The organism is Exiguobacterium sp. s36, assembly GCF_018618345.1.
Taxonomy (GTDB): Bacteria; Bacillota; Bacilli; order Exiguobacteriales; family Exiguobacteriaceae; genus Exiguobacterium; species Exiguobacterium chiriqhucha.
The window spans coordinates 601,364-625,084 of the sequence record NZ_JACSLW010000001.1; the positions used below are offsets into that span (position 1 = coordinate 601,364).

Annotated in this window: 23 protein-coding genes; 3 read left to right on the top strand and 20 right to left on the bottom strand. The window is 50.2% G+C overall.

Annotated elements, in window-relative coordinates:
- Positions 1 to 31: 31 nt before the first annotated feature.
- The 16 genes from KNP95_RS03065 to gatC all read right to left on the bottom strand — a co-directional run bounded on the left by KNP95_RS03065 (position 32) and on the right by gatC (position 15,848).
- The gene (locus tag KNP95_RS03065; protein ID WP_214835368.1) at positions 32 to 1,036 is read right to left on the bottom strand and encodes a sensor histidine kinase; all 1,005 of its coding nucleotides are present in this window, start codon (positions 1,034 to 1,036) and stop codon (positions 32 to 34) included.
- A gap of 1 nt (position 1,037) precedes the next feature.
- Positions 1,038 to 1,718: a response regulator transcription factor gene (locus tag KNP95_RS03070; protein WP_214835370.1), complete on the bottom strand. Its 681-nt coding sequence runs from the start codon at positions 1,716 to 1,718 to the stop codon at positions 1,038 to 1,040.
- Between the two features lie 119 nt (positions 1,719 to 1,837).
- Positions 1,838 to 2,329 carry a hypothetical protein gene (locus KNP95_RS03075; protein WP_214835372.1) on the bottom strand — a complete coding sequence of 164 codons (492 nt, stop codon included), beginning with the start codon at positions 2,327 to 2,329 and terminating at the stop codon, positions 1,838 to 1,840.
- A gap of 33 nt (positions 2,330 to 2,362) precedes the next feature.
- Positions 2,363 to 2,533: a hypothetical protein gene (locus tag KNP95_RS03080; protein WP_214753973.1), complete on the bottom strand. Its 171-nt coding sequence runs from the start codon at positions 2,531 to 2,533 to the stop codon at positions 2,363 to 2,365.
- 117 nt (positions 2,534 to 2,650) lie between these two features.
- Positions 2,651 to 3,658 (bottom strand): tRNA dihydrouridine synthase, encoded by a 1,008-nt coding sequence (locus KNP95_RS03085; protein ID WP_214835374.1) that lies wholly within the window; start codon positions 3,656 to 3,658, stop codon positions 2,651 to 2,653.
- Between the two features lie 180 nt (positions 3,659 to 3,838).
- Positions 3,839 to 5,731 carry a nuclease-related domain-containing DEAD/DEAH box helicase gene (locus KNP95_RS03090; RefSeq protein WP_214835375.1) on the bottom strand — a complete coding sequence of 631 codons (1,893 nt, stop codon included), beginning with the start codon at positions 5,729 to 5,731 and terminating at the stop codon, positions 3,839 to 3,841.
- A gap of 351 nt (positions 5,732 to 6,082) precedes the next feature.
- Positions 6,083 to 6,622: a putative immunity protein gene (locus KNP95_RS03095; protein ID WP_214835376.1), complete on the bottom strand. Its 540-nt coding sequence runs from the start codon at positions 6,620 to 6,622 to the stop codon at positions 6,083 to 6,085.
- The gene (locus KNP95_RS03100; protein ID WP_214835377.1) at positions 6,622 to 7,095 is read right to left on the bottom strand and encodes a DUF7000 family protein; all 474 of its coding nucleotides are present in this window, start codon (positions 7,093 to 7,095) and stop codon (positions 6,622 to 6,624) included. The genes KNP95_RS03095 and KNP95_RS03100 overlap by 1 nt, the downstream gene beginning before the upstream one ends.
- 441 nt (positions 7,096 to 7,536) lie before the next feature.
- On the bottom strand, positions 7,537 to 8,175 hold the full coding sequence (locus tag KNP95_RS03105; RefSeq protein ID WP_114166954.1) for a DUF1643 domain-containing protein: 639 nt from the start codon (positions 8,173 to 8,175) through the stop codon (positions 7,537 to 7,539).
- Positions 8,176 to 8,303: 128 nt separating this feature from the next.
- Positions 8,304 to 9,098: a DUF4839 domain-containing protein gene (locus tag KNP95_RS03110; RefSeq protein ID WP_214835378.1), complete on the bottom strand. Its 795-nt coding sequence runs from the start codon at positions 9,096 to 9,098 to the stop codon at positions 8,304 to 8,306.
- 125 nt (positions 9,099 to 9,223) lie between these two features.
- Positions 9,224 to 9,988, bottom strand: a complete 765-nt coding sequence (locus tag KNP95_RS03115; RefSeq protein ID WP_251138450.1) for a hypothetical protein — start codon at positions 9,986 to 9,988, stop codon at positions 9,224 to 9,226.
- A gap of 148 nt (positions 9,989 to 10,136) precedes the next feature.
- Positions 10,137 to 11,501: a 23S rRNA (uracil(1939)-C(5))-methyltransferase RlmD gene (gene rlmD / locus KNP95_RS03120; protein WP_214835379.1), complete on the bottom strand. Its 1,365-nt coding sequence runs from the start codon at positions 11,499 to 11,501 to the stop codon at positions 10,137 to 10,139.
- Between the two features lie 96 nt (positions 11,502 to 11,597).
- Positions 11,598 to 12,599 (bottom strand): diacylglycerol kinase, encoded by a 1,002-nt coding sequence (locus tag KNP95_RS03125; protein ID WP_214835380.1) that lies wholly within the window; start codon positions 12,597 to 12,599, stop codon positions 11,598 to 11,600.
- A 61-nt stretch (positions 12,600 to 12,660) separates the two neighbouring features.
- Positions 12,661 to 14,091 carry an Asp-tRNA(Asn)/Glu-tRNA(Gln) amidotransferase subunit GatB gene (gene gatB / locus KNP95_RS03130; RefSeq protein ID WP_214835382.1) on the bottom strand — a complete coding sequence of 477 codons (1,431 nt, stop codon included), beginning with the start codon at positions 14,089 to 14,091 and terminating at the stop codon, positions 12,661 to 12,663.
- A 12-nt stretch (positions 14,092 to 14,103) separates the two neighbouring features.
- On the bottom strand, positions 14,104 to 15,546 hold the full coding sequence (gatA, locus tag KNP95_RS03135; protein WP_021066488.1) for an Asp-tRNA(Asn)/Glu-tRNA(Gln) amidotransferase subunit GatA: 1,443 nt from the start codon (positions 15,544 to 15,546) through the stop codon (positions 14,104 to 14,106).
- Positions 15,547 to 15,557: 11 nt separating this feature from the next.
- Positions 15,558 to 15,848, bottom strand: coding sequence for an Asp-tRNA(Asn)/Glu-tRNA(Gln) amidotransferase subunit GatC (gatC, locus tag KNP95_RS03140; RefSeq protein WP_021066487.1), 291 nt, complete (start codon positions 15,846 to 15,848; stop codon positions 15,558 to 15,560).
- Between the two features lie 217 nt (positions 15,849 to 16,065).
- On the opposite strand from gatC, the gene KNP95_RS03145 reads away from it, so the two are divergent.
- Positions 16,066 to 17,769 carry a methyl-accepting chemotaxis protein gene (locus KNP95_RS03145; protein ID WP_214835384.1) on the top strand — a complete coding sequence of 568 codons (1,704 nt, stop codon included), beginning with the start codon at positions 16,066 to 16,068 and terminating at the stop codon, positions 17,767 to 17,769.
- Positions 17,770 to 17,808: 39 nt separating this feature from the next.
- Here the strand turns inward: KNP95_RS03145 and KNP95_RS03150 are convergent, their stop codons facing one another.
- The 3 genes from KNP95_RS03150 to KNP95_RS03160 all read right to left on the bottom strand — a co-directional run bounded on the left by KNP95_RS03150 (position 17,809) and on the right by KNP95_RS03160 (position 20,679).
- Positions 17,809 to 19,182, bottom strand: a complete 1,374-nt coding sequence (locus KNP95_RS03150; protein ID WP_214835386.1) for an alanine/glycine:cation symporter family protein — start codon at positions 19,180 to 19,182, stop codon at positions 17,809 to 17,811.
- Positions 19,183 to 19,413: 231 nt separating this feature from the next.
- Positions 19,414 to 19,851, bottom strand: coding sequence for a thioredoxin-dependent thiol peroxidase (gene bcp, locus KNP95_RS03155; RefSeq protein ID WP_021066484.1), 438 nt, complete (start codon positions 19,849 to 19,851; stop codon positions 19,414 to 19,416).
- Between the two features lie 12 nt (positions 19,852 to 19,863).
- Positions 19,864 to 20,679, bottom strand: a complete 816-nt coding sequence (locus tag KNP95_RS03160; protein ID WP_214835388.1) for a nuclear transport factor 2 family protein — start codon at positions 20,677 to 20,679, stop codon at positions 19,864 to 19,866.
- Positions 20,680 to 20,850: 171 nt separating this feature from the next.
- Between KNP95_RS03160 and pruA the strand changes: the two genes are divergently transcribed.
- Both pruA and KNP95_RS03170 read left to right on the top strand, forming a co-directional pair.
- The gene (gene pruA, locus KNP95_RS03165; protein WP_021066482.1) at positions 20,851 to 22,395 is read left to right on the top strand and encodes an L-glutamate gamma-semialdehyde dehydrogenase; all 1,545 of its coding nucleotides are present in this window, start codon (positions 20,851 to 20,853) and stop codon (positions 22,393 to 22,395) included.
- Positions 22,396 to 22,449: 54 nt separating this feature from the next.
- Positions 22,450 to 22,818, top strand: coding sequence for an iron chaperone (locus tag KNP95_RS03170; RefSeq protein ID WP_214835390.1), 369 nt, complete (start codon positions 22,450 to 22,452; stop codon positions 22,816 to 22,818).
- Between the two features lie 49 nt (positions 22,819 to 22,867).
- Here the strand turns inward: KNP95_RS03170 and KNP95_RS03175 are convergent, their stop codons facing one another.
- Entirely contained in the window at positions 22,868 to 23,683 is an 816-nt protein-coding gene (locus KNP95_RS03175; protein ID WP_214835392.1) for a ZIP family metal transporter, read from the bottom strand.
- Between the last annotated feature and the right edge of the window lie 38 nt (positions 23,684 to 23,721).

The window sequence follows — 23,721 nt, forward strand, 5'->3', positions numbered from 1 at the left end:
GTCCGTGACTCGAAAGTGACTGTTTCGTCACTTAGACGATTGCTTTGTAGAATCGAATTTGAAACGCGGTCCCGGCTCCACGTTCACTGCGGACGGTCAGTTCACCTTGTTGGCTTGTGATGATGCTGTGGGCCATGGCAAGCCCGATGCCGACGCTGTCGTCACTCGCATTCATACCCTTATAAAAACGTTGGAAAATATACGGGATGTCTTGTTTGGCGATGCCGCTCCCCGTGTCGCGAATGACGATTTCCGTGTACAGTGTGTTCTCGCTAAATTCGATGAACAGCTCCCCTTCTTCCGGTGTATGTTCGACGCAATTTTTCAAGATGTTGATGAGCGCCTCGGTCGTCCACTTCAAGTCGCCTTCGAACGTGACATCACGCTCACCCGTAATCTGAAGCCGCTGCATTTTAATATCGATCGGCACAAGCATCGGTTTCGTCACGGCTTGAACGAGTGCGGGGACGGATACCGGTTCCCGTTTGAACTGAATCGTCCCGGCATCGATTTTAGACAGCTTGAGTAGTGACGAGACGAGCCACTCCATCCGCTCGAGCTGCACTTGTACGTTATGCGTGAACTCTTGACGCTTGTCATCTGACAGCCGTGGGTCACTGAGCAAGTCCGCCATGACGGTCATCGAGGTGAGCGGGGTCTTCAGCTGATGGGAAATGTCGGAGAGGGCATCCGTCAACTTCTGCTTGTCCTCTTCGAGATGCGTCCCTTGTTCCGACAGCATCTTCGTCACTTTATAGATTTGGCTCTTCAATAGACTGAGCTCGCCTTCACGGTTGTCGCGGACATCGAGTTTATAATTGCCGTTGCTGATTTCTTGGAGGTAACTCGACAGCTGATCGATCTCCCGATAGCGCCACGCCGTGAACCGATATGTCACGATCAAGAACGCGACCGACAAAAGGAGGACGAGAATGACGGCCTCCATCGATAGGAACAAAGATGCGACGATAGAAGCCACCCCAATCAGCAGCAACAGACTGACTAAATAGATACGGATTTCTCGATTGCGCAACATGTCAGCGTTCCACCTTATAGCCAATCCCTCGAACCGTCTTAATCAACGTCGGCCGTTGCGGGTCGTCTTCGAGCTTCTCGCGTAACCGTTTGATGTAGACGGTCAACGTATTGTCATTCACGAAGTCCCCGCCCATGTCCCAAATCTGGTCGAGCAGCTGGGCCCGTGACAACACTTGGCCCGTATGTTTCCCGAAGATGAGCAGTAAACGATACTCGAGCGCTGTCAACAGGATCTCGCTTCCATCTTTTTTGACTTTCGCGTCTTGCGTGTTGATTTCGACCGACCCGATTGTCAAAATGGGCGAGCTGACCTGTTTATGGTAGCGGCGCAACACCGAGTGAATCCGCGAGATGAGTTCACGGACCCGGAACGGTTTCGTGATGTAGTCGTCCGCTCCCATATCGAGTCCCATGACGACGTTCACTTCATCATCGAACGCCGTCAAAAAAATGACGGGCGTATCCTGTTGTTGTTTTACGAGCCGACACAAGTCATAGCCGCTCCCGTCCGGCAACGACAAATCGAATAGACACAGGTCAATCGTATGTAACTGTTGTTCAATCAAACGTGTCGCGTCGGTCGCGTTCTGGCACAACGTCGTCGTGAATTGTTCTTGTTCGAGCGAATATTGGAGACCGGAGGCAATCGTCCGGTCGTCTTCAACGATTAAAATGTGCATGGTGTCCCCTCCTGACTCTTCTCTTCATAATATAGCAGTCTTTTTCAAGTGAGGAGATAAAACAAAAATTCCGAACGAGACATCTCGTTTGGAATGGCCACGCGTCGGTCACGCTCAGATTAGGATGTTGTCACACGAAGGCACTGTGGTCGTTCGAATCCGACTTCACCTAAAAACCGTAGCGCATCTATCGTCAACTCGTCGAGCTTGATGGATTGAACGCTCGGCTCCGTCTGTTCATCGACCCACACTTTCCAAATCTCAACTTCCTTCGCCATCTTCAAGTGGTCGGTTATATACTCCATTAGCTGTTCGGCTCTCACATCGGAATAGCGCCAGCGCAACTCCACGACGTGCGGTTTTGAAGAATAAGCCTCGACGTTCCCCGCGTCATAATATAGGTCTCGCTTAATTTCGATTTCATCAAGCTGCTCTTCTGACTCGACGTTCATCAAAATTTTTTCATCACGGTCAAGGTCTTCGTCGTCTGTGAGTATGTCAGGCAACACGACGCCTTTTTTGATGGCCTCGTTGATCGATAAGAACTCGATATATGGATTTTCGACTTCTTTCAGTGGTCGATCGCTCGTTATAAATTGAAATTCACTCATGTAAAAACCTCCTGATCTTTGATATCCTGCTCGTTATCGCTTCATCGCACGAATGGAAATGAGGAGTCCAATCCAATATCCAATGATTGAACCGATGACAATACCATACATGGACGGAAAATCGAGTAAGACAGAGATGAGTAGTCCGCCCGCCGTTCCAAACGCAAGGCCAAGACCGACCGCTGATTCACGCCATTCGTTCATGTTTACCCTCCCCTTCCACCCACTTCATACGAAGCAGCCCGCCCAAACGTTTCATCGCCCATCTACTATTTTTCATATAAAAAAGGGACCCAGTATACACTGAATCCCGGTAAAACATTATTCGACTGTCGATGCTGCCTCGGCAAGCGCAGCTTCTTCTTTATGATAGTTCTCGACGAACGTATCAAGGTGCGCCCGCACTTCGTCTGTCGATTTCGTGTCCATCAGTTTCACACGGAGATCGCTCGCCCCGCGGAACCCTTTCACGTAAATCTTGAAGAAGCGATGCAAGTTCGAAATCGAGCGCGGCACTTCTTCTTGGAACTTGTCTTGCAAATCGAGTTGGAGACGAAGCAAGTCGAGGTACTCTTCCATCGAATGCTCACGCGGCTCTTTCTCGAACGCGAACGGGTTCTTGAAAATCCCGCGGCCAATCATGACGCCGTCGACGCCATACTTCTCGACGAGTTCTAACCCCATCTGACGGTCGAGGATATCGCCGTTGATCGTGATGAGCGTATCTGGTGCGATCTCATCGCGCAGTTTGACGATATCCGGAATCATCTCCCAGTGTGCGTCGACTTTACTCATCTCGTTACGTGTGCGCAAGTGAATCGACAAGTTGGCGATGTCTTGCTTCAAGAGATGCGTCAACCAGTCGCGCCACTCGTCGAGCTTCGCGAATCCGAGACGCGTCTTGACGCTGACCGGGATGCCGCCGGCTTTCGCCGCTTGGATGAGTTCCGCTGCGACGTCAGGACGGAGGATGAGCCCGCTCCCTTTCCCGCGCTTCGCCACGTTCGGCACCGGGCAACCCATGTTGATGTCGAGGCCTTTATAGCCCATCTCGGCCATGCCGATGCTCATCTCGCGGAAGTAGTCCGGGTTGTCGCCCCAAATGTGGGCGACCATCGGCTGCTCGTCCTCGGTGAACGTCAAACGTCCGCGCAGGCTGCCTTTCCCTTCTGGATGGCAATAGCTGTCCGAGTTGGCGAACTCGGTGAAAAAGACGTCCGGGCGTCCCGCATGGGCGACAACATGACGGAAGACGACATCGGTCACGTCTTCCATCGGGGCAAGTATAAAGAATGGACGCGGCAGATCGCGCCAGAAGTTTTCTTTCATGTCAAATCATTCCCTTTCGTAGTCAATCCAACAAAATCACTTTATCTATCTTATTATGGACAGGGGAATGTATCAACATAGATGTGTTATTAATTTCAGAACTCCATTAATAACCATCTAATAAAAATAGTTTTATAGTATATAAGTTAAATCATTTTATAGAAATTTGCTTGGGTTAATTTACTGTTGATCGAATATCAATTTTAAATGTTCATATTCTTGTAAGTAATTTAAACAAATAAATGTATATTCACCATTGTCAGCTCTCCCCTTAATTCTTGATAAACTGATAAACAATGCATCTTGAACAGCCTTTATAGTTGGCGGTGTTTCTGTAATTTGTTCACCAAAATAGTCAGTAGTAGGTGAATCTAAGACAAGAAGGATATTAGGTGTTTGCCAACCTTTAAAACTGTGATAAGACGATACTTTCAAACGTCCTGTACCACCTTGAAATTTCCACTTCTCCGCTCTTCGACTCTCACTATTTTTGTTTCTTCCTAAATCATAAACATGTGAAGTCTCAATACCATGTCTATTTAAAAGTAAAACTAATTCAGCTCCTGTATTTTCATTAGTTGTCAAAATTGTTATATCTTCCATTTGATTAATTTCTCTTAACGATTTAATATGTTGGAAAATTTGATTCAGCTTCTCCGAAAGGGTGGTTGGACTTAAGTTATACCAAAATGTTTTTTGAAATAAGTCTTCTTGTTCTTGTGTTTCTAATAAAATCTCTTCTCCATCAAGTTTTAAATTTTGTCTAATCAATTCAATTTTCTTTACTATTTTACTTGGTAATCTGTGAGTATGTGATAAATGCCCCGGTCTTCCTCTAAAACCAATGTTTTTTATTTGCTGGCTATCCTCTATCCATACACCATGACCGTACAAATTTTGTGCTTTGTCGTATACAATAAACATTTCACCGACGCCTGTGAAAAACATTTTTAAAAATCTTATCCAATCTCCTTTGAAATCCTGCCCTTCATCAATAAGTATGTAATCAAATTTAAGATGGGATTTTATTTCGTGAGATTTAAAATATTCTTTTGCGATTTTCATTAAGTAATTTGCATAGTCCTCATCTTCAGGTTTGTTTTTAAAGCTACCTTTCAGTTGATGCTCAGCAAAAATTAATTTAAGAAAATCATGAAAATGACTAATAGTTACATTCAACTTTAGTTTTTTACGTTCTCCATCATAATTTCCTGTTCCAAATTGTTGGCTACAAAGATCTCTCAAGTAATGTCTTAAAGTAATATTAAAACTTAAAATCAAAACATTTTTATTCTCTTTCGCCGCTTGAATAGCTTTTTCCGCCAGAATAATAGATTTTCCTGAGCCTGCAACCCCACTCCATCTCCGAATTGAGCCTGGACTTGCAATTGCTAACTTTTTTTGATCATTAGTTAAGACGAAAGGTTGGCGCCGTTCAATATTATAGTCAGAAAGTTGAAGTTGAAAATTTAATTCTAAAACTACTCTCTCTAATAAACCTTCTCTATTAAAGGATGAAGAAGATTTTGATAAAGCATACGTATGAATAGTAGAATTTAATTTGTTTTCTACATTTTTAATGTAATCAATGTCTGATTTAGACCAAATTTTTGTATATGTATCGCTATGATTGTTAACACTTACACAGAATTTTTTAGCTTCCTTTGTATCAGCTTTATGGAAATATACTACTGTTTCAATACAAGAGTAGTATAAAGAAAATTGCTCGGACAATTTTACACTAGAAAGTAATTGATACTTTAAAATACTATCTTTATAGTATTCCACTTGGTCAATAGGATTACTTTTATAGTAATTTCCATCATTGCCTTTTATATGACCTTGTTTACTGTAGGTTTTAGAACTTAAATTCCAATCTTTCACTTCTACAATGATAATTCCTTTTTGAGGATGCGTTAAAATAAAATCAGGCTTCATAGAATTTATATGTGGTTGTTCAAATACAGTCCATCCTTTAAATCTGGGACTTGTTTTAAAAATATGCAGTAAATAGGATTCTCCTTCAGTTCTTGAATCATTCGAATTAAAACTTTCAATAACATTTGCAAACATCTATATCACCTCATTAAAATTATGTCATTTTAATCATATTACAAAATATGGATTAATGTTAATTTTATAAAATTTTGCTTTAGAAAATTGCAATAAGTAATAGTTGTTTTAGGCAGTTGTTTTTCATGACAATGAATTTTACTTTCTATCTTTGGCTACCACCCCCGCTGTCTCCACGTCTCTCATTACTACATCACTCATGACAAATGAAAAGATTGTCGAGGAAGTTTCCGAGCGTAGCGGCTTGACATTCCAAGCCGCAAAACATCTCTTTTCCACTCCCTCGTTTTGGTCATGACAAAGTAAAAAACCTTCAATCCACGATCGAAGGGTTCATTCTTAAGAAGTCTTTTAGTCATTCATCATGAACGTAGCCCATTCATACTCAGAAGTATGCGCGCGCCAAGATTCAATCCGCTCCATATAGTGCTTCACGCGCGCTTCGACGATTGGTTGACACACCCGTACACCGTGACGACGAACGAGTGCGGTCAACTCATAGATCGGAAACCCTAGCGCGTGTCCTCGTGTATGAACGACGCTACAGGCTTGCCCGATGGCATGGCACAAGGCCTGATCTTCAAGTGAATCAAGTTCTTTCGCCACCGCATGGGCCTGCAAAATCGATTGTTTTGCGACGGGCATCTTCACGTTACCCGCAGCCCACTCTCTAGACAGTTGGACCGCAGTTTTCAGTCTCGTTTCATCCGGATAACGTTCAGATAGCGTTTGAACGGTTGCATCGGCCAATTCGAACGCCCATAACGACAGCGTGCGCCGGTTCTGCTCTTGAATCAACGCATTCAAATCGGTTAGAACCGCACTGTCTTTCGCAAATAGAAGTTGATTGCCTCGCTTCAGTCTCATTTCTACTTCGGCCATCCAATCCATCAGCGCCCTCCCTCAAGTGTTGCTTCCACATCTTGAATGAACTGTTCGACTTCCCGTTCAATCAATTCAGCCAACTGCTCCGGCTCATCAAAATTCGGTGCCGACGTCAACGTCCGCTCGATGATGGCATCTCGGTTTTGATTATCATGAAAACCCGACAGTGCTTGAAACGTGGTCGCGTACTGTTCCGTTAACACTCGATTGCGAGCGGACAGCCATACTTCAAAATGTCCGGTCGCATGTAGATAGACGACGGCGATCTTCAGTCCGTGCTCTTTTAAATGTGATGTGTTCACAGCGATATACGACATATCCATATAGCCCGGGTAGAGACCACTCACCTCGTATCCGCTCTTCATGAAGCGAGATCTCAACCGTCCCATGAACTCAAGAATGCTTCGATAAGCAAGCGGTACGTCTCCTTGTTTGATGGTCGATGTGTACGCTCGAATTAACTCATTCAATAATTTCAAACCGAGTTTCCTCCTTCGAAAGGTGTGATTGAATATTACTCAACATTACCTTTGATTCGGCGACTTTGAACACACTCGTTTCCATCTATGCAACATATTCTTTGCATCTGAATTTTCTATCTCCGTTAAAAATCGTTCTGTAAATTCAGGATGAACATACTTTGGACTAAGACGCATCCAATGTCTACCTAGCAGTTGGAGAGCTTCAGACCAATGACTGACGACGTGCGAGCGACGAATCGATTCTAACTTTTCATCTTGAATTGTATCAACCAACGTAGACTCATCAGACACTAAGACAAACTCCCACACATTTGTCTCCAATCTTCGTCCTGCCAAACAGATTCTACCTCCTTCTCCGCTTAATGATAAGATTTTCTCCCATTTCGATTTCATTATCACTTTCCCCTTTATTAGATGTCTGGAATTCTTCGCTCAAGTTCATCCGTTCTGTTGTTGATATTGCTTTAAGATATCTTCAATATATCCAGCTCGATTTTTTACTAGCCGTGGAAGTGGATGATAGTATTCGCCATTTTCTACTTTTAGTTTTCCAATGATAGGGATCTGAGCTTGTGATAATCGATGTAACCATCTTTCTTTACTTGTCTGAAGATGAATCCATCTTTGTTTCTTGTTTACTCCCCATCCTAATAGAATCCAAGGATGCTGTTTCAATTCTTCGACTGATGCTAAAGAATCCTCAATATTATAGAGATTAGAGCCACAAAGCGTTTCGAAATCGTTTATTGCCTTTTCACTTTTCCCTTCTCGTAAATTGAACAAATTATAAATATAGAACCGTCCCGATAATTGTCCGTTTTGCTGATGAATCCTCTCTACAATTTTGACGAGTTGACTTTCCATCGTCGGATCCATTTTGATTTCTCCTTCTGCTAAGCCTTGTGAATCAAGTTCTCTATCCAACCCCTCAATTAGTCTTGCTGAACCCGGGTTTAATAATAAACAAGCGCCTAAAGAATCCGTAGAATCCCCCCATTGCAAATAAGCAGATGTCCGAAAAATATGACCATTTCGCTTCACAAATGATCCATAGGCTGTTACAGTTTCTAACTTCATTCCAATCACTCCAATTCATCGATTTTTCTTGGAAAATGAAATACGTGATTCATTGAATGCAATAATCATTTTAAATCTATTCGTTCTCGATTCCATCGGTTTACTTCTTGATTATTTCGTGTGTACGCTTATCTCATTTTGATAGATACGGGATTGATTAGGAATAGATTTGAAGCTTCTTCATACTGGCCTACTACGGCAGTAATGCGGATATTAAGGCCGCTCCCAAACGAATCCGGGATATTGTCGCCTTCTAAGTTCAAATCATAATAATTTACATCTCGCAGTTGGAAATTAGGACCGGGCGGTTCATCTTGAGTGTCATCCCCGACTAAAATTAAATAATCAAATCGGGTATCATAGTTGTCGTGCTTATTGACGTAGGCTGTGTGCGCGTCGAATTCAATCGTTCGCCCTTCATATTCATTAGCGAATGTTGCAATCAAAGGGTCCGATTCAAAGCTCACACTCAGCACCTGTTTCAAGTCTGGACTATTATCTACAGTCAATACTTCAGGCTCTTTCTTTTCTTCTGCATCTTTATCCGTTTGGTTGCTAGACTCGTCTTCTGTTTCTGTCTTTTCCGGTTTTTCCGTCGCTTTTTCAGTCTCCTCTTCTTTGAACGTATGGTAAGTAATCACAATTTCAGTATCTTCAGGCATCCATGTGTCCGGCTCATACTCGACGTCGCCTCCAACAGCTACTTCCTCGACTTCGCCATCCTCTGTAATCCAACCTGTAATCAAATCTTCGACTTTTTCTGTTTTGACGTTTGTAAATCCTTTTTTCTTGAATTCATCGACTACTTCTTTGTAGTTCCTACCCTCTTGAGCGCTTGATGCTGAAGGCGTCTTCGCTTCGCCCTTATGGTCATTTGCGCCCTCACCACACCCTGATAAAGTAGTGATCAATACAGCTGACACTAGAATACCTCGTATTTTCCTCATAGTTTATACCCCCGATTAAAATAAACAATCTCAACTAAATATAACTTTCGTAAAATCATAAAATATGACCATAAAAAAGATTCTTTTTATTTTTTTATTTGCTAGAAAATCAGACCTCCTCCATCTTGATCTGTCGCCAAAACAGTTTTTTTGCACGTCAATCTATAACCGTGAGACTCGAATGTATGTTCATAACGATTAAGCGTGAGAGTTCCAATCGGTTTTATCGTATGAAATACAATGACCGGTCTTTTCTTTTTGTCATAATAAAAACGTGGTTGTATCAATTTCGGAATTATTTCCCCTATTACCCAATCCCATTCAGATGAGTCTAAAGACGTTAACAGTCGATCCTCTCCCCAACTAATCCCATGCCACATCGCACCAAACTCTTTAAGCTTATGATAAGCAATCGCCGCCTGTAAGTAAGACAAAGGAGTATGGTCTCCATCAATCGCCTCCATGAATTCGTCACAAGCGAAACTTGGTTTAGGAGGTGAGAGAAATTGATTGTTTAACCGGCTACATTCGTCCGGTTCCGGTAAACTATTATGGATTGGAATTGCCCATACGATGCCATTTCCGTTGTCTACTTCTTGATATTGATAAGCAGCCAATCTATATTCCGTCTTAATATGAAGCTTGGAAAAACCCTCGATGATTCCTTCAGGATTGTCATATGATATTCTCCAACCGATACCCCTGTAGCTTCTTGTTTTTATTTCTCGTGCTGGTAATGGATTGTACTTTTGATCTGGCTTCGTTTCTTCCAAGGTGAACACTTGAATATTTTCTTTTAAAGCTTCTCGTTTGAATAGTTTCAATCCGTTACTGCACATCCGTCTCATCCATCGCTGATTGCCCATGTTCCGCACTCCCGTTCAAATCGATTTCACTCACTAGAGACAGTCTACAAGAAATCCGAGATTGACCTATGCACTTTTTCGTCATAGGTGAAGCCTATACAAAAAAGGATAGACGCTCGACTCAGCGTCTATCCTTCGATTGCTTCACTTACTCTTCAATTTTCTCCAACCACGCCACCGTCTCCACATGTGCCGTATGCGGGAACATGTCGACCGGTGTGACTTCGACTAATTTGTAGCCACGGTCCGCAAGATAACGCATATCGCGTGCCTGCGTCGCGACGTTACACGACACGTAGACGATCCGTTTCGGTGCCATCTCGACCATCGTCTCAAGGAACGACTCGGCACAGCCTTTACGTGGTGGATCGACGACGATGACGTCAGGATTGATGCCATCCTTCTTCCACTGCGGTAACACATCTTCCGCTGCGCCGCACGCGTACGTCACGTTGTCGATCTCATTGACGAGCGCGTTCTGTTTCGCGTCCTCAATCGCTTCCGGCACGACTTCGACGCCGTATACGTGCGCCGCTTTCCGGGCGAGGAACAGACTGATCGTCCCGATGCCACAATAGGCGTCGACGACTTGTTCCGTCCCGGTCAGTTGCGCGTATTCGAGCGCCTTGCCGTACAGCTTCTCCGTCTGGACCGGGTTGACTTGGAAGAACGAGTGCGGGGAAATCGTGAACGTCAGTCCACCGATTTTGTCCTCAATCGTCTCATGGCCATATAACAATTTGTTCGTCGACCCTAAGATGACGTTCGTCTTGTCCGGGTTGACGTTTTGCATGATCGACGTCACGTCCGGGAGACGCTTCAAGATGTCGGCGACAATCTCGTTCACACCTTTGATTTTCGTCGTCTTCGTGATGAGGACGATCATCAATTCACCCGAATGATACCCGTAACGGGCCATGACGTGGCGGATGACGCCGCGCCCTGTCTTCTCATCGTACGCAGGCACACCGTGCGCCGCGAGCACGTCACGGACGACTTGGACGGCCTCATCGTTGCGCTCGTCTTGGATGAGACATTCCTTCATCTCGACGATGTCGTGTGAACGTGGACGATAGAAACCGGCGACGAGGCGACCGGCCTCGTCTTTGAACGGCACTTGCGCCTTGTTGCGGTAACGCCATGGTTCCGGCATGCCGATCGTCTCGTGGACGGGCACGTCGAACTGACCGAGCCGTTTCAACGCATCGACGACACGGTCCCGTTTTTGGCGGAGCTGGCCGTCGTAGCTGAAGTGTTGGAGCTGACAGCCCCCGCACTGATAGAAAATCGGGCACGGTGGCTCGACGCGGTCCGCACTCGCTTGTTTCACATCGATCAAGCGGGCGAATCCGTACTGTTTATTCGTCTTCGTCACGACGATCTCCACGGTCTCTCCCGGAAGCGCGTTCGGGACGAACAACGTGTAACCGTCGACACGTGCCACGCCCGCGCCTTCGTGCGTGAGGTCGTGGATGTGGACGTCGAGACGGTCATTTTTTTGGACTGGTAACATGAGTCTCTCCTTTCCCGATTCAAAAAATAGTGTGTATTGGTTCATACCCGTTCCAAGCGAACGAAAAGCTCGGCGTGTGCGCCACGCCGAGCCGACTCATTCTGCTTTCTCGTTTGACACGTTGAACAGCTGTTTAATCATCTGTTCGCGTTCATACTGGGCGTTCAAGTCTTCCATCTCACGGATGCGCGCGTTCGGCGCGAGCACCGTCAAGTGACGGAACAAGTTCCGCATCTCGCCTGTGCATTCGCCGCCGTACTCACCATCGATGTTGAGACTCATCGGTTCCGTCGTCGTCTTCATTTTGACGCGTCCCGTCTTGACGTGCTCGACGAGCGGACTCGACAAATGCTCACCACGGAGGAGCAAACGGACGACGTGGATGAACTCGAACAAGTTACACTTGCGCAAGATGAACAAGTCGAACAGTCCGTCGTTCAGTGAGGCGTGTGGTGAAATCTTCTCGAAGCCACCGACCGAGTTCGAGTTCGACGTGAGGAAAATCATGACCTCGCCGCTGAACGTGCCCTCGTCGTGCTCGAGCTCGATATACGTCGGCTTGATGAGTGGAAGCTTCTCCATCCCTTTGACGTAATAGGCGAGCTGACCGAGCGCCGTCTTCAGTTTCGACGGCACCTCGTACGACAGCTCCGTCATGATGCCGCCACCGGCGATATTGATGAAGTAGTGGATATCCCCTGTCTCCCCTTCAATCTCACCGAGGTCGACCGGCATCTCGAAACCGTCACAGATGACGTCGAGGGCACCGACGACGTTGAGCGGAATCCGCATCGCTCGGGCAAAGTCGTTCGTCGTTCCGACTGGGATGAGTCCGATCGTCGGACGCGTGTCGAGCGGGGCGAGTCCCGAGATAACCTCGTTCAGCGTCCCGTCCCCACCAGCCGCGATAATCAAGTCGAACTCGGCCTCCGCGGCTCGAACGGCTTCGAGCGTCGCGTCGCCGATTGCTTTCGTCGCGTACGTCGACGTCTCATAACCCGCATCCTCGAGGCGGTTCAAAATGTACGGGAGTTCCCGTTTGATCACTTCTTTTCCAGATGTCGGGTTATAGATGACCCGTGCGCGTTTTCGTTGCATACTATTCTCTCCCCATGCTCAAGTCGAGCGAAAAGCGAGACACAAGTGCCTCGCCGCTTGTTTAGCGTTTGGCGATCTCTTCGTGGAACAAGCCATCGAGGAGTGCCGGGTTCGCCATCCCTTTCGTCTGCTTCATGATCTGCCCGATGATAAAGCCTTTGGCACGGTCTTTCCCGTTCTTAAAGTCTTCAATCATCTGCGGATGCGCTTCGAACAAGTCAAGGATGTAGCCGCGGAGCAAGTTCTCGTCCGAGATTTGGGCGAGACCGTTCGCTTCGACGTACGCCTTCGGCTCGGCGCCTTCTTCGATCATGGCTGTGAACACGCGTTTGGCGATCTTCGAAGAAATTGTACCTTCTCCAATCAAACGAATCAACTCCGCGAGCGAGCTCGGTGTCAATTTTATCGTCTCGATCGTATCATCCGATTTGTTCAAGTGACCGAGCACTTCGCCCATGAGCCAGTTCGCTGCCGCTTTCGGTTCGGCACCGGCCGCAGTCGTCGCTTCGAAGAAGTCCGAGAACTCCCGCGTCGACGTGAGCGCCTTGGCGTCATAAGCCGACAAGCCGTAGTTGTTCATATAACGTTCGCGACGTGCGACCGGAAGTTCCGGAAGCGTGGCGCGGATGCGTTCTTTCCATTCCTCATCGATTTCGAGACGGACGAGGTCCGGCTCTGGGAAGTAGCGGTAATCGGCCGCTCCTTCTTTGACACGCATGAGGATCGTCTTCTTCGCTGCCTCGTCAAAACGGAGCGTCTCTTGACGCATGACGCCGCCCGTGATGAGCAGTTTGCGGTGACGGTCTTCCTCATACTCGAGCGCCTTCAAGACGTTCGAGAACGAGTTCAAGTTTTTGAGCTCCGTCTTCGTTCCGAACGGCTCTTGACCGAATGGACGGACCGAGATGTTACAGTCGCAACGAAGCGACCCTTCTTCCATCTTGACGTCCGAGACGCCCGCGAACGAGAGCACTTCTTTCAAGCGCTCGAGATACGCGACGGCATCTTTCGGTGAGCGCATGTCGGCCTCACTGACGATCTCGATGAGGGGTGACCCAGTCCGGTTGAAGTCGACGACCGAGTGTTTCTCGCCCGTGTGGTTCATCTTCCCGGCATCTTCCTCGAGATGGACGCGTTCGATGCGGAACCGCTTCATCTCACCGTCGACTTCGACGTCGACGTGACCGTTGAAACCAATCGGCTGGTCGAACTGCGAGATTTGGTACGCTTTCGGCGTATCCGGATAGAAATAGTTCTTGCGGTCGAATTTCGTGTCGGTCGCGATTTCGCAGTTGAGTGCCATCGCGGCCTTGATGGCGAGATTGACCGCCTCTTCGTTCAATTTAGGCAAGACGCCCGGGTGTCCGAGACAAATCGGACACGTCTGTGTATTCGTTTCGGCACCGTATGTGCGCGAGCAGCCACACCAAATCTTCGACTTCGTGCTCAGCTCGGCGTGCACCTCGATCCCGATGATCGTTTCAAAGTTCATCGTACGTCCTCCTTAGAGCTGTGGCATCTTGAAACCGCCGTTTGCTTGTTCAAAAGCATGGGCCACGCGGTAGAGTGTTGGTTCACTGAAATGGTTCCCGATGATCTGTAAACCGACCGGGAGGCCTTCTGACAAGCCAGCCGGTACCGAGATGGCCGGGATGCCCGCCAAGTTGACCGGAATTGTCATAATATCGTTGGCATACATCGTGAGCGGATCTTCGAGCTGGTCACCGAGTTTGAACGCGACCGTCGGCGCAGTCGGTCCGATAATCGCATCGTAGTCGGCGAACACGTTCGCGAAGTCTTGCTTCATGAGCGTGCGGACCTGTTGCGATTTCTTATAGAACGCATCGTAATAACCCGAGCTGAGTGCATAAGTACCGAGCATGATGCGGCGTTTCACTTCTTCTCCGAAACCTTGTTCGCGCGAATACGTGAACACTTCTTCGAGCGCATCGGCCTCGGCGCGGCGTCCGTAACGGATGCCGTCAAACCGGGCGAGGTTCGAAGACGCTTCTGATGACGCGAGCAAGTAGTATGTCGGGAGCGCATATTTCACCGTCGGGAGCGAGACCGTCTCGACCGTCGCACCGAGCGACTTGAGCGTCTCGACCGCTTCTTCAATCTGTTTGCGGACACCGTCTGACACACCTTCGGCCATGAACTCTTTTGGAAGCGCGAGCTTCATGCCTTTAATGTCGCCGTGAAGCGATTTCGTGTAATCCGGAAGGTCGACCGTTGCTGACGTCGAGTCCATGTCGCAATGACCGGCAATCGCGTTCAACAAGTAGGCGTTATCTTCGACCGTACGTGTGAGCGGACCGATTTGGTCGAGCGACGAGGCGAATGCGACGAGGCCGTAACGTGAGACGAGACCGTACGTCGGTTTCATCCCGACGACGCCACAATAGGCCGCCGGTTGACGAATCGAGCCACCCGTATCCGAGCCGAGGCTAAACAGGACTTGGCCGGCCGCGACCGTTGCCGCTGAACCGCCTGACGAACCGCCTGGTACGCGCGTTGGGTCCCACGGGTTACGGACGACTTTGAACGCCGAGTTCTCGTTTGATGAACCCATCGCGAACTCGTCCATGTTCAACTTCCCGATTGTGACGGCACCGGCGTCATGGAGACGCTCGACGACCGTCGCGTCATGGGCCGGGACAAAGTTCTCGAGGAACTTCGAGGCACACGTCGTGCGTGTCCCTTTCGTGACGATATTGTCTTTGACGCCGATTGGCAAACCGAAGAGCGGGTTGTCCGAGGTCTTGGCGAGCTCGTCCATCCGTTTCGCCTGTTCGAACGCGTCTTCGTTGAGCGTCAAGAAGGCACCGATTTTCTCGTCGGTCGCCTCGATGCGGTCAAATGATTCTTTGACGAGGTCGGATACCGTGACTTCGCCTTCTTTTATAAGCGTATGCAGCTTGGCTACACCGTGATCAAATAAACTCATGAAGGGCCTCCTTATTCAAAGACCGCTGGGACACGGACTTGGCCGTTCTCCCAATCAGGTGCCATCCGTTCGACTTCCTCGCGTGGAAGTGAAGGACGAACCTCGTCTTTGCGTAGTACGTTTTTCAAATCTAGGGCATGGGTCGTCGGGATGACGCCCGTCGTATCGAGTTCATCGAGTTGCTCGGCGAACTCGAGGATTTTTGTCAATTGCTCCGTGAAGTGCGTCACTTCATCTTCTGTGATCGCAAGTCGGGCGAGTCCGGCGACGTGCCGAACTTCAGCTTCTGTGATTCGAGCCAAAGGTTCCACCTCCAACAGTTTTCAATACATCGTCCATTATCATACCACTTTTTTATAAGACAAAAAAGAAAATCCCATCTCGCCAATCTTGATGTCTTTTTTGAAAACTTAGGGAATGTCCTCGTAATATTGACTCGTTTCCAAAAACACCTATTCGGTCCGTCCCCTAATCTCATTATGCTTAGAAAGAAGCATTATTTTTTCGAGGGGGATTCCTATGTCAATCCGTAATAAACTGATCGTCGCGTTCACCGTCTTGCTCGTGTTGTTGCTCGGGGTGAGCGGCTACTCGTTTTATGCGTTGAATGCATCCAAGGCCGCCCAACAAGATATGACCGTCTCGTGGGTGCCAGGGATGGACCAAATCCATCAAGTCGACAAACAGTTGCTCGAGATTCGTCGCCATATGACGCGCCACGCCTTGGTCGAGGACGAGGTGATGAAGCAAAACATCGAGCGTGATTTGCAGACAGCCGTCACGATTCTCGAACAACAAATGACTGGATATGAGTCAACGATTATCACACAGGCCGATCAGGAATTGTTCGATCAAGCGACGACCCAATGGACGTCATTCCAGACGAACATCGATGAGTTGGTGCGCGTCTCGAACGAGGACGGGCAAGCCGCGGCCGACGCCTACTTCCGGGACACGGCGACACCAAGCGCTGACGCCTTGTCAAACACGCTTGGTCTGCTCGTCAACTTGAACCGCGATGAGATTCGGTCTGACACGGAATCCGGTGCGGCACTATTCGAACAAGTCCAGCTCACACTCATGATCATCATGGCCGCTGCCGTCATCTTCACGGTGCTGATGATGGTATTCATCTTCCGCTCCATCTTTGAGCCATTAAACGAGTTCAAAGTGAAGATGCGGGAGCTGGCCACGAGCCAAGGCGATTTGACAACGGCCATCCCGATGAAGCGCCGCGATGAGTTTTCAGGACTCGCCCGTGACTTCAACCAATTCCTTGCCAACCTTCGCCAATTGATTTTGCAAGTGAACGGTGTGTCTCACGGGGTGACCGCACAGTCAAGTCGCATGTATGATGAGTTGCGCGAGCTCGACACGTACATGACGACGACGGCCGCCACGACCGAGGACTTGACGGCCGGGATGCAACAGACGGCCGCGAGCGCCCAAGAGATGAACGCGTCGGCTTCTGACATGGAACGGACACTGCATAACATCGTGACGATGGCCGCCGAGCGAAAAGCCGAGGCCGAGCAAGTCGATGCCCGCGCCGTAGCGCTGCGCGACCATGCCGTCGAGGCGAAAGCGTCCGCGCTCCACGTCCTCTCGTCGACGCGCGTCAATTTAGAAAAGGCGATGCATGACGCCAAAGCCGTCCGGGAAATCGCGACACTCACGAACGACATTTTAGACATCGCCGCCCAGACGAACCTCCTGTCCTTGAACGCCTCGATCGAAGCCGCTCGGGCTGGCGAGGCTGGACGCGGGTTCGCCGTCGTCGCCGATGAGATTCGGAAACTCGCCGAGACGAGCCGGACGACCGTCGAACGGATTCAAGCCATCTCGACGACCGTGCTCCACTCCGTCGACCATTTGAACGATACGTCGAGCGAGATGCTCCATTTCCTCGATACGAACGTGTTAAAAGACTATGACCAACTCGAGGAGGCGGCCGAGCATTACAGTGAGGACGCCGGCCGATTCGAAGCGACCGCCTCAGAATTCGCCGAGGCCGCCGTCGAACTCGAGCAGTTGACGTCAAATATGATCGGGGTCATCCAAGACGTGGCTGTCACGGTCAACAACGGCGCGCTCGGCACGCAGGAGATCGCCGAGAAAGTCACGATGTCTGTCGACCGCTTCAGCGAATTGAACCGTGTCACCGAGATCTCCCAACAAAAGATGGATGAGTTGAACGCGTTGATCGGTCAATTCAAAGTATGACAAAAGGAAGCGTCCTCGCCTGAGGATGCTTCCTTTTGGTTAAGCGGCTTGCCGCAGTTCTTTTTGCCGTTCGAGCTCGAAACGCTTCGTCTCGGCGACGACGACACCCGACAAGAACAAGAGACCAATCAAGTTCGGAATCGCCATCAGTCCGTTGAAGACGTCCGAGATGGCCCAAATCAAGTTCAAGTTCGTCGTCATCGCACCAAGTCCGGCGACGACGATATAGACGACACGATACGGGACGATCGACCGTTCGCCGAGCAAGTAATAGACCGACCGTTCCCCATAATAACACCAGCCGATTACCGTCGAGAAAGCGAAGAAGACGAGTGAAATCGTGACGATCAATTCCCCGATCGGACCGAGGAAGTACGCGAAGGACGCTTGCGTCAACTCGATGCCTTGCAGCCCGCTCGTATACTGGCCGCTCATGACAATCGTCAACCCGGTGATTGAACAGACGATGAGCGTATCAATCAACACTTGCGTCATCGAGACGAGCGCTTGCCGTCCCGGGAAATCTGTCTTCGCGGCGGCTGCTGCGATCGGTGCCGAGCCGAGGCCAGCCTCGTTCGAGAATACGCCACGTGCGACCCCGTATCGAATCGCGGCACCGAGCGCCCCACCGCCGATGGCTTCCGCACTGAATGTGCTCGAGAAGATGGTCGCGAATGCCGACGGAATCAACTCGAAGTTCATGACGAGGATAACGAGTCCGCCCCCGACATAACCGATAATCATGACGGGTACGAACACACCGACGACTTTCCCGATTGATTTGACGCCACCGAGGATGACGAATCCTGTCAGCACCATGAGCACGATACCCGTTACGAGCATCGGAATCCCGAATGACGTATTGAGCGCCATACTGATCGAGTTCGTCTGGACGCCGTTGCCGATACCGAACGCGGCGATCGCAGCGAACAAGGCGAACGTCATACCGAGCCACTTCTTCTTCAAACCGTGCTCCAAGTAATACATTGGTCCGCCGGCAATCTCGCCCCGTTCATCGACGACACGATATTTGACGGCGAGAATCGCCTCGGCGTACTTCGTCGCCATCCCGATGAAACCGGAGAGCCACATCCAGACGATGGCGCCCGGTCCCCCCAGGACGACCGCCGTCGCGACGCCGACCATGTTCCCGGTCCCGACCGTGGCCGCGAGCGCTGTCATGAGCGCCTGGAAGTGAGAGATGTCACCACGTTGCTTTTTCTGTTTCTCCGCTTCCGCTCCCGTTTTCTGTTTCGGGATGAACGCTTCTTTCAAACCGTATCCGAGCCGCGTCACTTGGATAAAGCCGAGCCGGAACGTCAAATAGACGCCCGTCCCAATCAATAGAATCAATAAGTGTGGCCCCCAGACGAGGTTGGATAAACTCGTCAGGACCGCTTCAAACTTTTCCATGCTACTCTGCCCCCTATGTAAATCTGGTGTTCACCGTCCCTTCATATTTTTCAGAACATTCTCAACTTCGTCAAGTTGACAAGGCATTAATCCGGTCCGATGTCGTGTAATATTTTTGTAATATACCACTTTTGCGCTTTATCTTAACCTGATTCTGAATTTAGTATTTGAAATAAAATTGTAATGCGAGGCGCACAAAAAAACGGCCCCCGTTTTGGAAGCCGTCTCGTTTCATGTCGTGAGCGCCGCGACGACCTCGTCGACGTGTCCGTTCACTTTCACACTGCGCCATTCCTGTTCGATATAGCCGTCCTCGTTGATGAGGAACGTCGAACGGACGATGCCATAGTACTCTTTCCCGTAATTCTTTTTCAATTGCCAAACGCCGTATAGCTCCGACACCTCATGCGTGTCGTCAACGAGCAAATCGAACGGCAGCTCATGTTTGGCGATGAAGTTTTGGTGCTTCTTCTGGCTGTCGGCCGAGATGCCGAGGACGACGGCCCCGTTCAATCGCGGTGTCGCATCGCGGAAGTCACATGCCTCGGTCGTACAACCCGGTGTCGCGTCCTTCGGGTAGAAATAAAGCACGACTTTCTGGCCCCGGTAGTCCTCGAGCGAGATCATGTCCCCATTTTGGTTCGGTAATGTGAATGTCGGTGCTAACATGTTATTTCCTCCTTATCCGAACGACGGGTCGACGAGATTCTCGTCATAACCGTCGATCGCTTGTTCTAATTTTTGTTTGAGCGGTTCGAGCGCTTCGAGATACTCGACCGGGTCTTCTGTTGCAGCGGCCTTTTTAAGTGCCGCCTCATTGTCGGTATACCACGTCCGGTACGCCTCGAAATAGTCGGCCATCGTGTCTTGGTTCTCCGGTACGGTGAGCGTCTCGGCCATGAGCAAGAAGACGTTATTGTCGGCCTCGAGCGCGACGTAGTCGGTCTGGGCGTTCACTTGGTCATAAATCGGGCCAGCCTCGTCTTCCGGCACTTCGGCGAGACGGGCGTTCGCTTCTGCATTCACGCCGTACTCGTTCGCCTCGATTCCCGTCAACATGTCGCCGACTTCCCCAATCACGTCGGCCGGGATAAGAGCCGGGGTGACGACGAGTTTCCAGTCCTCCCCTTCTTTGATAGCGACTTTCGAGAGTCGGTTCGGCAGTTCATTGCCGTCCGCGTCCTCCATCTCATGGACGATGAACGCGACGTCCCCGTCCTCGTTCACCCAGCTCTCGTACATATCGCCCGGCGTGAGGCCACGCATCTCGGCACCGGTCGCCGGGATGTCGGTCAACTCGCCCGCATAGTCGATGGCTTTGAGTGCCGCCGCATCACCGTTTTCGAGCGCTTGTTGGTATGACGTATACAAGGTCTCGACCGCTTCCGGGAGCGGCGTTTTCGTCTCTTCGGCCGCCTCTTCCGTCGGCGTTTCGTCCACCGTCCCGCATCCCGCGAGCAACACGGTCAGCGCGAGCGGCATCATCCACTTGTTCATTCAATCATTCCCTTCGCAAGTCGTCCTGTACCCTCATCCTACCACGACTCGATTTCGAGCGAAAACGACACGCTTTTCTGGAAAATTGTTTCACTAGGATTTCACCACGATTTTCGATACAATACAGACGTAAGCGCTTCAATATACGATCACTTTTAAGGGGGAACGAGAATGATTCCATACAAACATGAACCATTCACAGACTTTACAAACAAAGAGAACGCCGCAGCCATCCAAGCGGCGATCGAGAAAGTCAACGGTGAGCTCGGAAAAGACTATCCGCTCGTAATCGGTGGGGAGAAAGTTACGACGGAAGGCAAAATCACGTCTTACAACCCGGCCAATAAAGAAGAAGTCATCGGTCACGTCTCGAAAGCGAACCAAGAGCTCGCTGAGCGTGCGATGCAAGAAGCGCTCACAGCGTTCGACTCATGGCGCCATGTCGATCCGGCCGTCCGTGCCGACGTCTTGTTCAAAGCGGCGAACATCGTCCGCAAGCGCAAGCACGAGTTCTCAGCTTACCTCGTCAAAGAGGCAGGCAAGCCGTGGAACGAAGCGGACGCGGATACAGCAGAAGCGATCGACTTCATGGAATACTATGCACGTCAAATGCTCGAGCTCAAACCAGGTAAAAAAGTCGAGAGCCGTCCGGGCGAATACAACCGCTATGACTACATCCCACTCGGGGTCGGGATCGTCATCAGCCCTTGGAACTTCCCGTTCGCGATCATGGCAGGGACGGCCGTCGCGGCTATCGTTGCTGGTAACACGATCCTCTTGAAACCAGCATCGACGACACCGATCGTCGCTGCGAAATTCGTCGAGGTCATGGAAGAAGCAGGCCTTCCGAAAGGCGTCCTCAACTTCATCCCAGGACCAGGCGCAGAAGTCGGTGACTATCTCGTCGACCATCCGAAGACACGCTTCATCAGCTTCACAGGTTCACGTGATGTCGGCTTGCGCATCAACGAGCGTGCGTCGAAATTGAACGACGGCCAAATCTGGCTCAAACGCGTCATCGCAGAGATGGGCGGAAAAGATACAATCGTCGTCGACGAATCAGCGGATCTCGAACTCGCGGCCCAGTCAATCGTCAAATCGGCGTTCGGCTTCTCTGGTCAAAAATGTTCGGCTTGTTCGCGCGCCGTCATCGTCGACAGCGTGTATGACACAGTACTTGACCGCGTCGTCGAATTGACGAACGAACTCTCGGTCGGCAACACGGAGCAAAACGAACACTTCATGGGACCGGTCATCGATGCGGCCGCGTTCAAAAAGATCACATCATACTTCGACGTCGCCAAAGAAGAAGGCAAAATCGTCGCCGGTGGTAAAGCCGACGACTCGACAGGCTACTTCATCGAGCCGACGGTCGTCGCTGACGTCGCGCCGAAAGCACGTCTCATGCAAGAAGAAATCTTTGGACCGATCGTCGCCTTCACGAAAGCGAAAGACTTCAAAGAAGCGATCGACATCGCCAACAACACGGAATACGGCTTGACGGGTGCCGTCCTCACGCGTGACCGCTCGAACCAAGAGTACGCGCGTCAGAACTTCCACGTCGGGAACTTGTATTTTAACCGTGGTTGCACAGGCGCCATCGTCGGCTATCAGCCGTTCGGCGGGTTCAACATGTCAGGTACAGACTCGAAAGCAGGCGGACCGGATTACATCCAGCTCCACATGCAAGCAAAAACGACGTCTGAGACGTTTTAATCCATCAGCCCGGCTCATCTGAGTCGGGCTTTCTTTCACCAAAGGAGGATTCTCATGGAGACGTTTGACGATTTTTTAGCAACGATTGACGACCCGGAACATCGTGCCAAACTGGACGACATATTCGTTTGGGTCCGGGAGACATTCCCGCACCTCGAGGAGCGCATCGCCTGGAATCAGCCGATGTTCACCGATCACGGGACGTTCATCATCGCCTTCAGTGTGGCCAAAGCACACTTTGCCGTCGCGCCGGAGGCCGTCCCGCTCGAGGTGTTCCAGATGCGAATCCGGGAGGCGGGCTATACGCAGACGAAGCAGCTGTTCCGCATCAAGTGGACCCAAGCCGTCGACTACGATTTGCTTCGTGACATCATCGCGTTCAATATCGAAGATAAGGCCGGTCACACGTCGTTTTGGCGTTGATCTGAAAGAAGGAGCGATGACGCACATGTCACCGCTCCTTTTCTGTGGCTTATCCTAACGCCACGTCCAAAATCATCATAATCGTGAAGCCGAGCATCAACGCCATCGACGCCATATCTTTATGCCCATTCTCTTGCGACCCCGGGATCACTTCTTCGACGACGACAAAAATCATCGCCCCGGCGGCAAAGCTGAGCGCGAACGGTAAGAGCGGCTCCATGACGAGCACGGCCCAAACGCCGACCAGTGCGGCCGCCGGTTCGACCATGCCCGATAACTGACCGTAGAAAAAACTTCTGCGCCGGGAGAGCCCGTCCCGTCTGAGCGGGAGCGATACGGCGGCACCTTCCGGAAAGTTTTGAATGCCGATGCCGATGGCCAAGGCGATGGCACCCGTTAGCGAGGCGGACGGGAAATCGGCCGCGACCGCCCCGAAGGCGACGCCGACGGCCAGTCCTTCCGGGATGTTATGCAGCGTGATCGCCAAGACGAGCAACGTGCTACGCTTCCGTTTCTGCGGACGGAAACCTTCCATTTCTTTGAGGGAAGACGTCGGATGCACGTGCGGAATCAATTTGTCGACGACCGCCAAAAACAGACCGCCCGCTAAAAAACCGACGGTGGCCGGAAACCAAGCCGGCATCGCGTCTTGTTCCGCCATTTCGATGGCCGGGGCGAGGAGTGACCAAAAACTGGCCGCAATCATGACACCGCCGGCAAACCCGAGCATGCTGTCCATCAACCGCTCGTTAATCGACTTCGTCATGAAGACGATGGCCGCCCCGAGCGCGGTCATCCCCCACGTGAACATCGTCACGAGCAACGCCTGCATGGCTGGGCTCAGTTGAGCCACCCATTCCCACATCACCATCGTCTCCTTCCACCCTATCCTTTTCCCGGGAC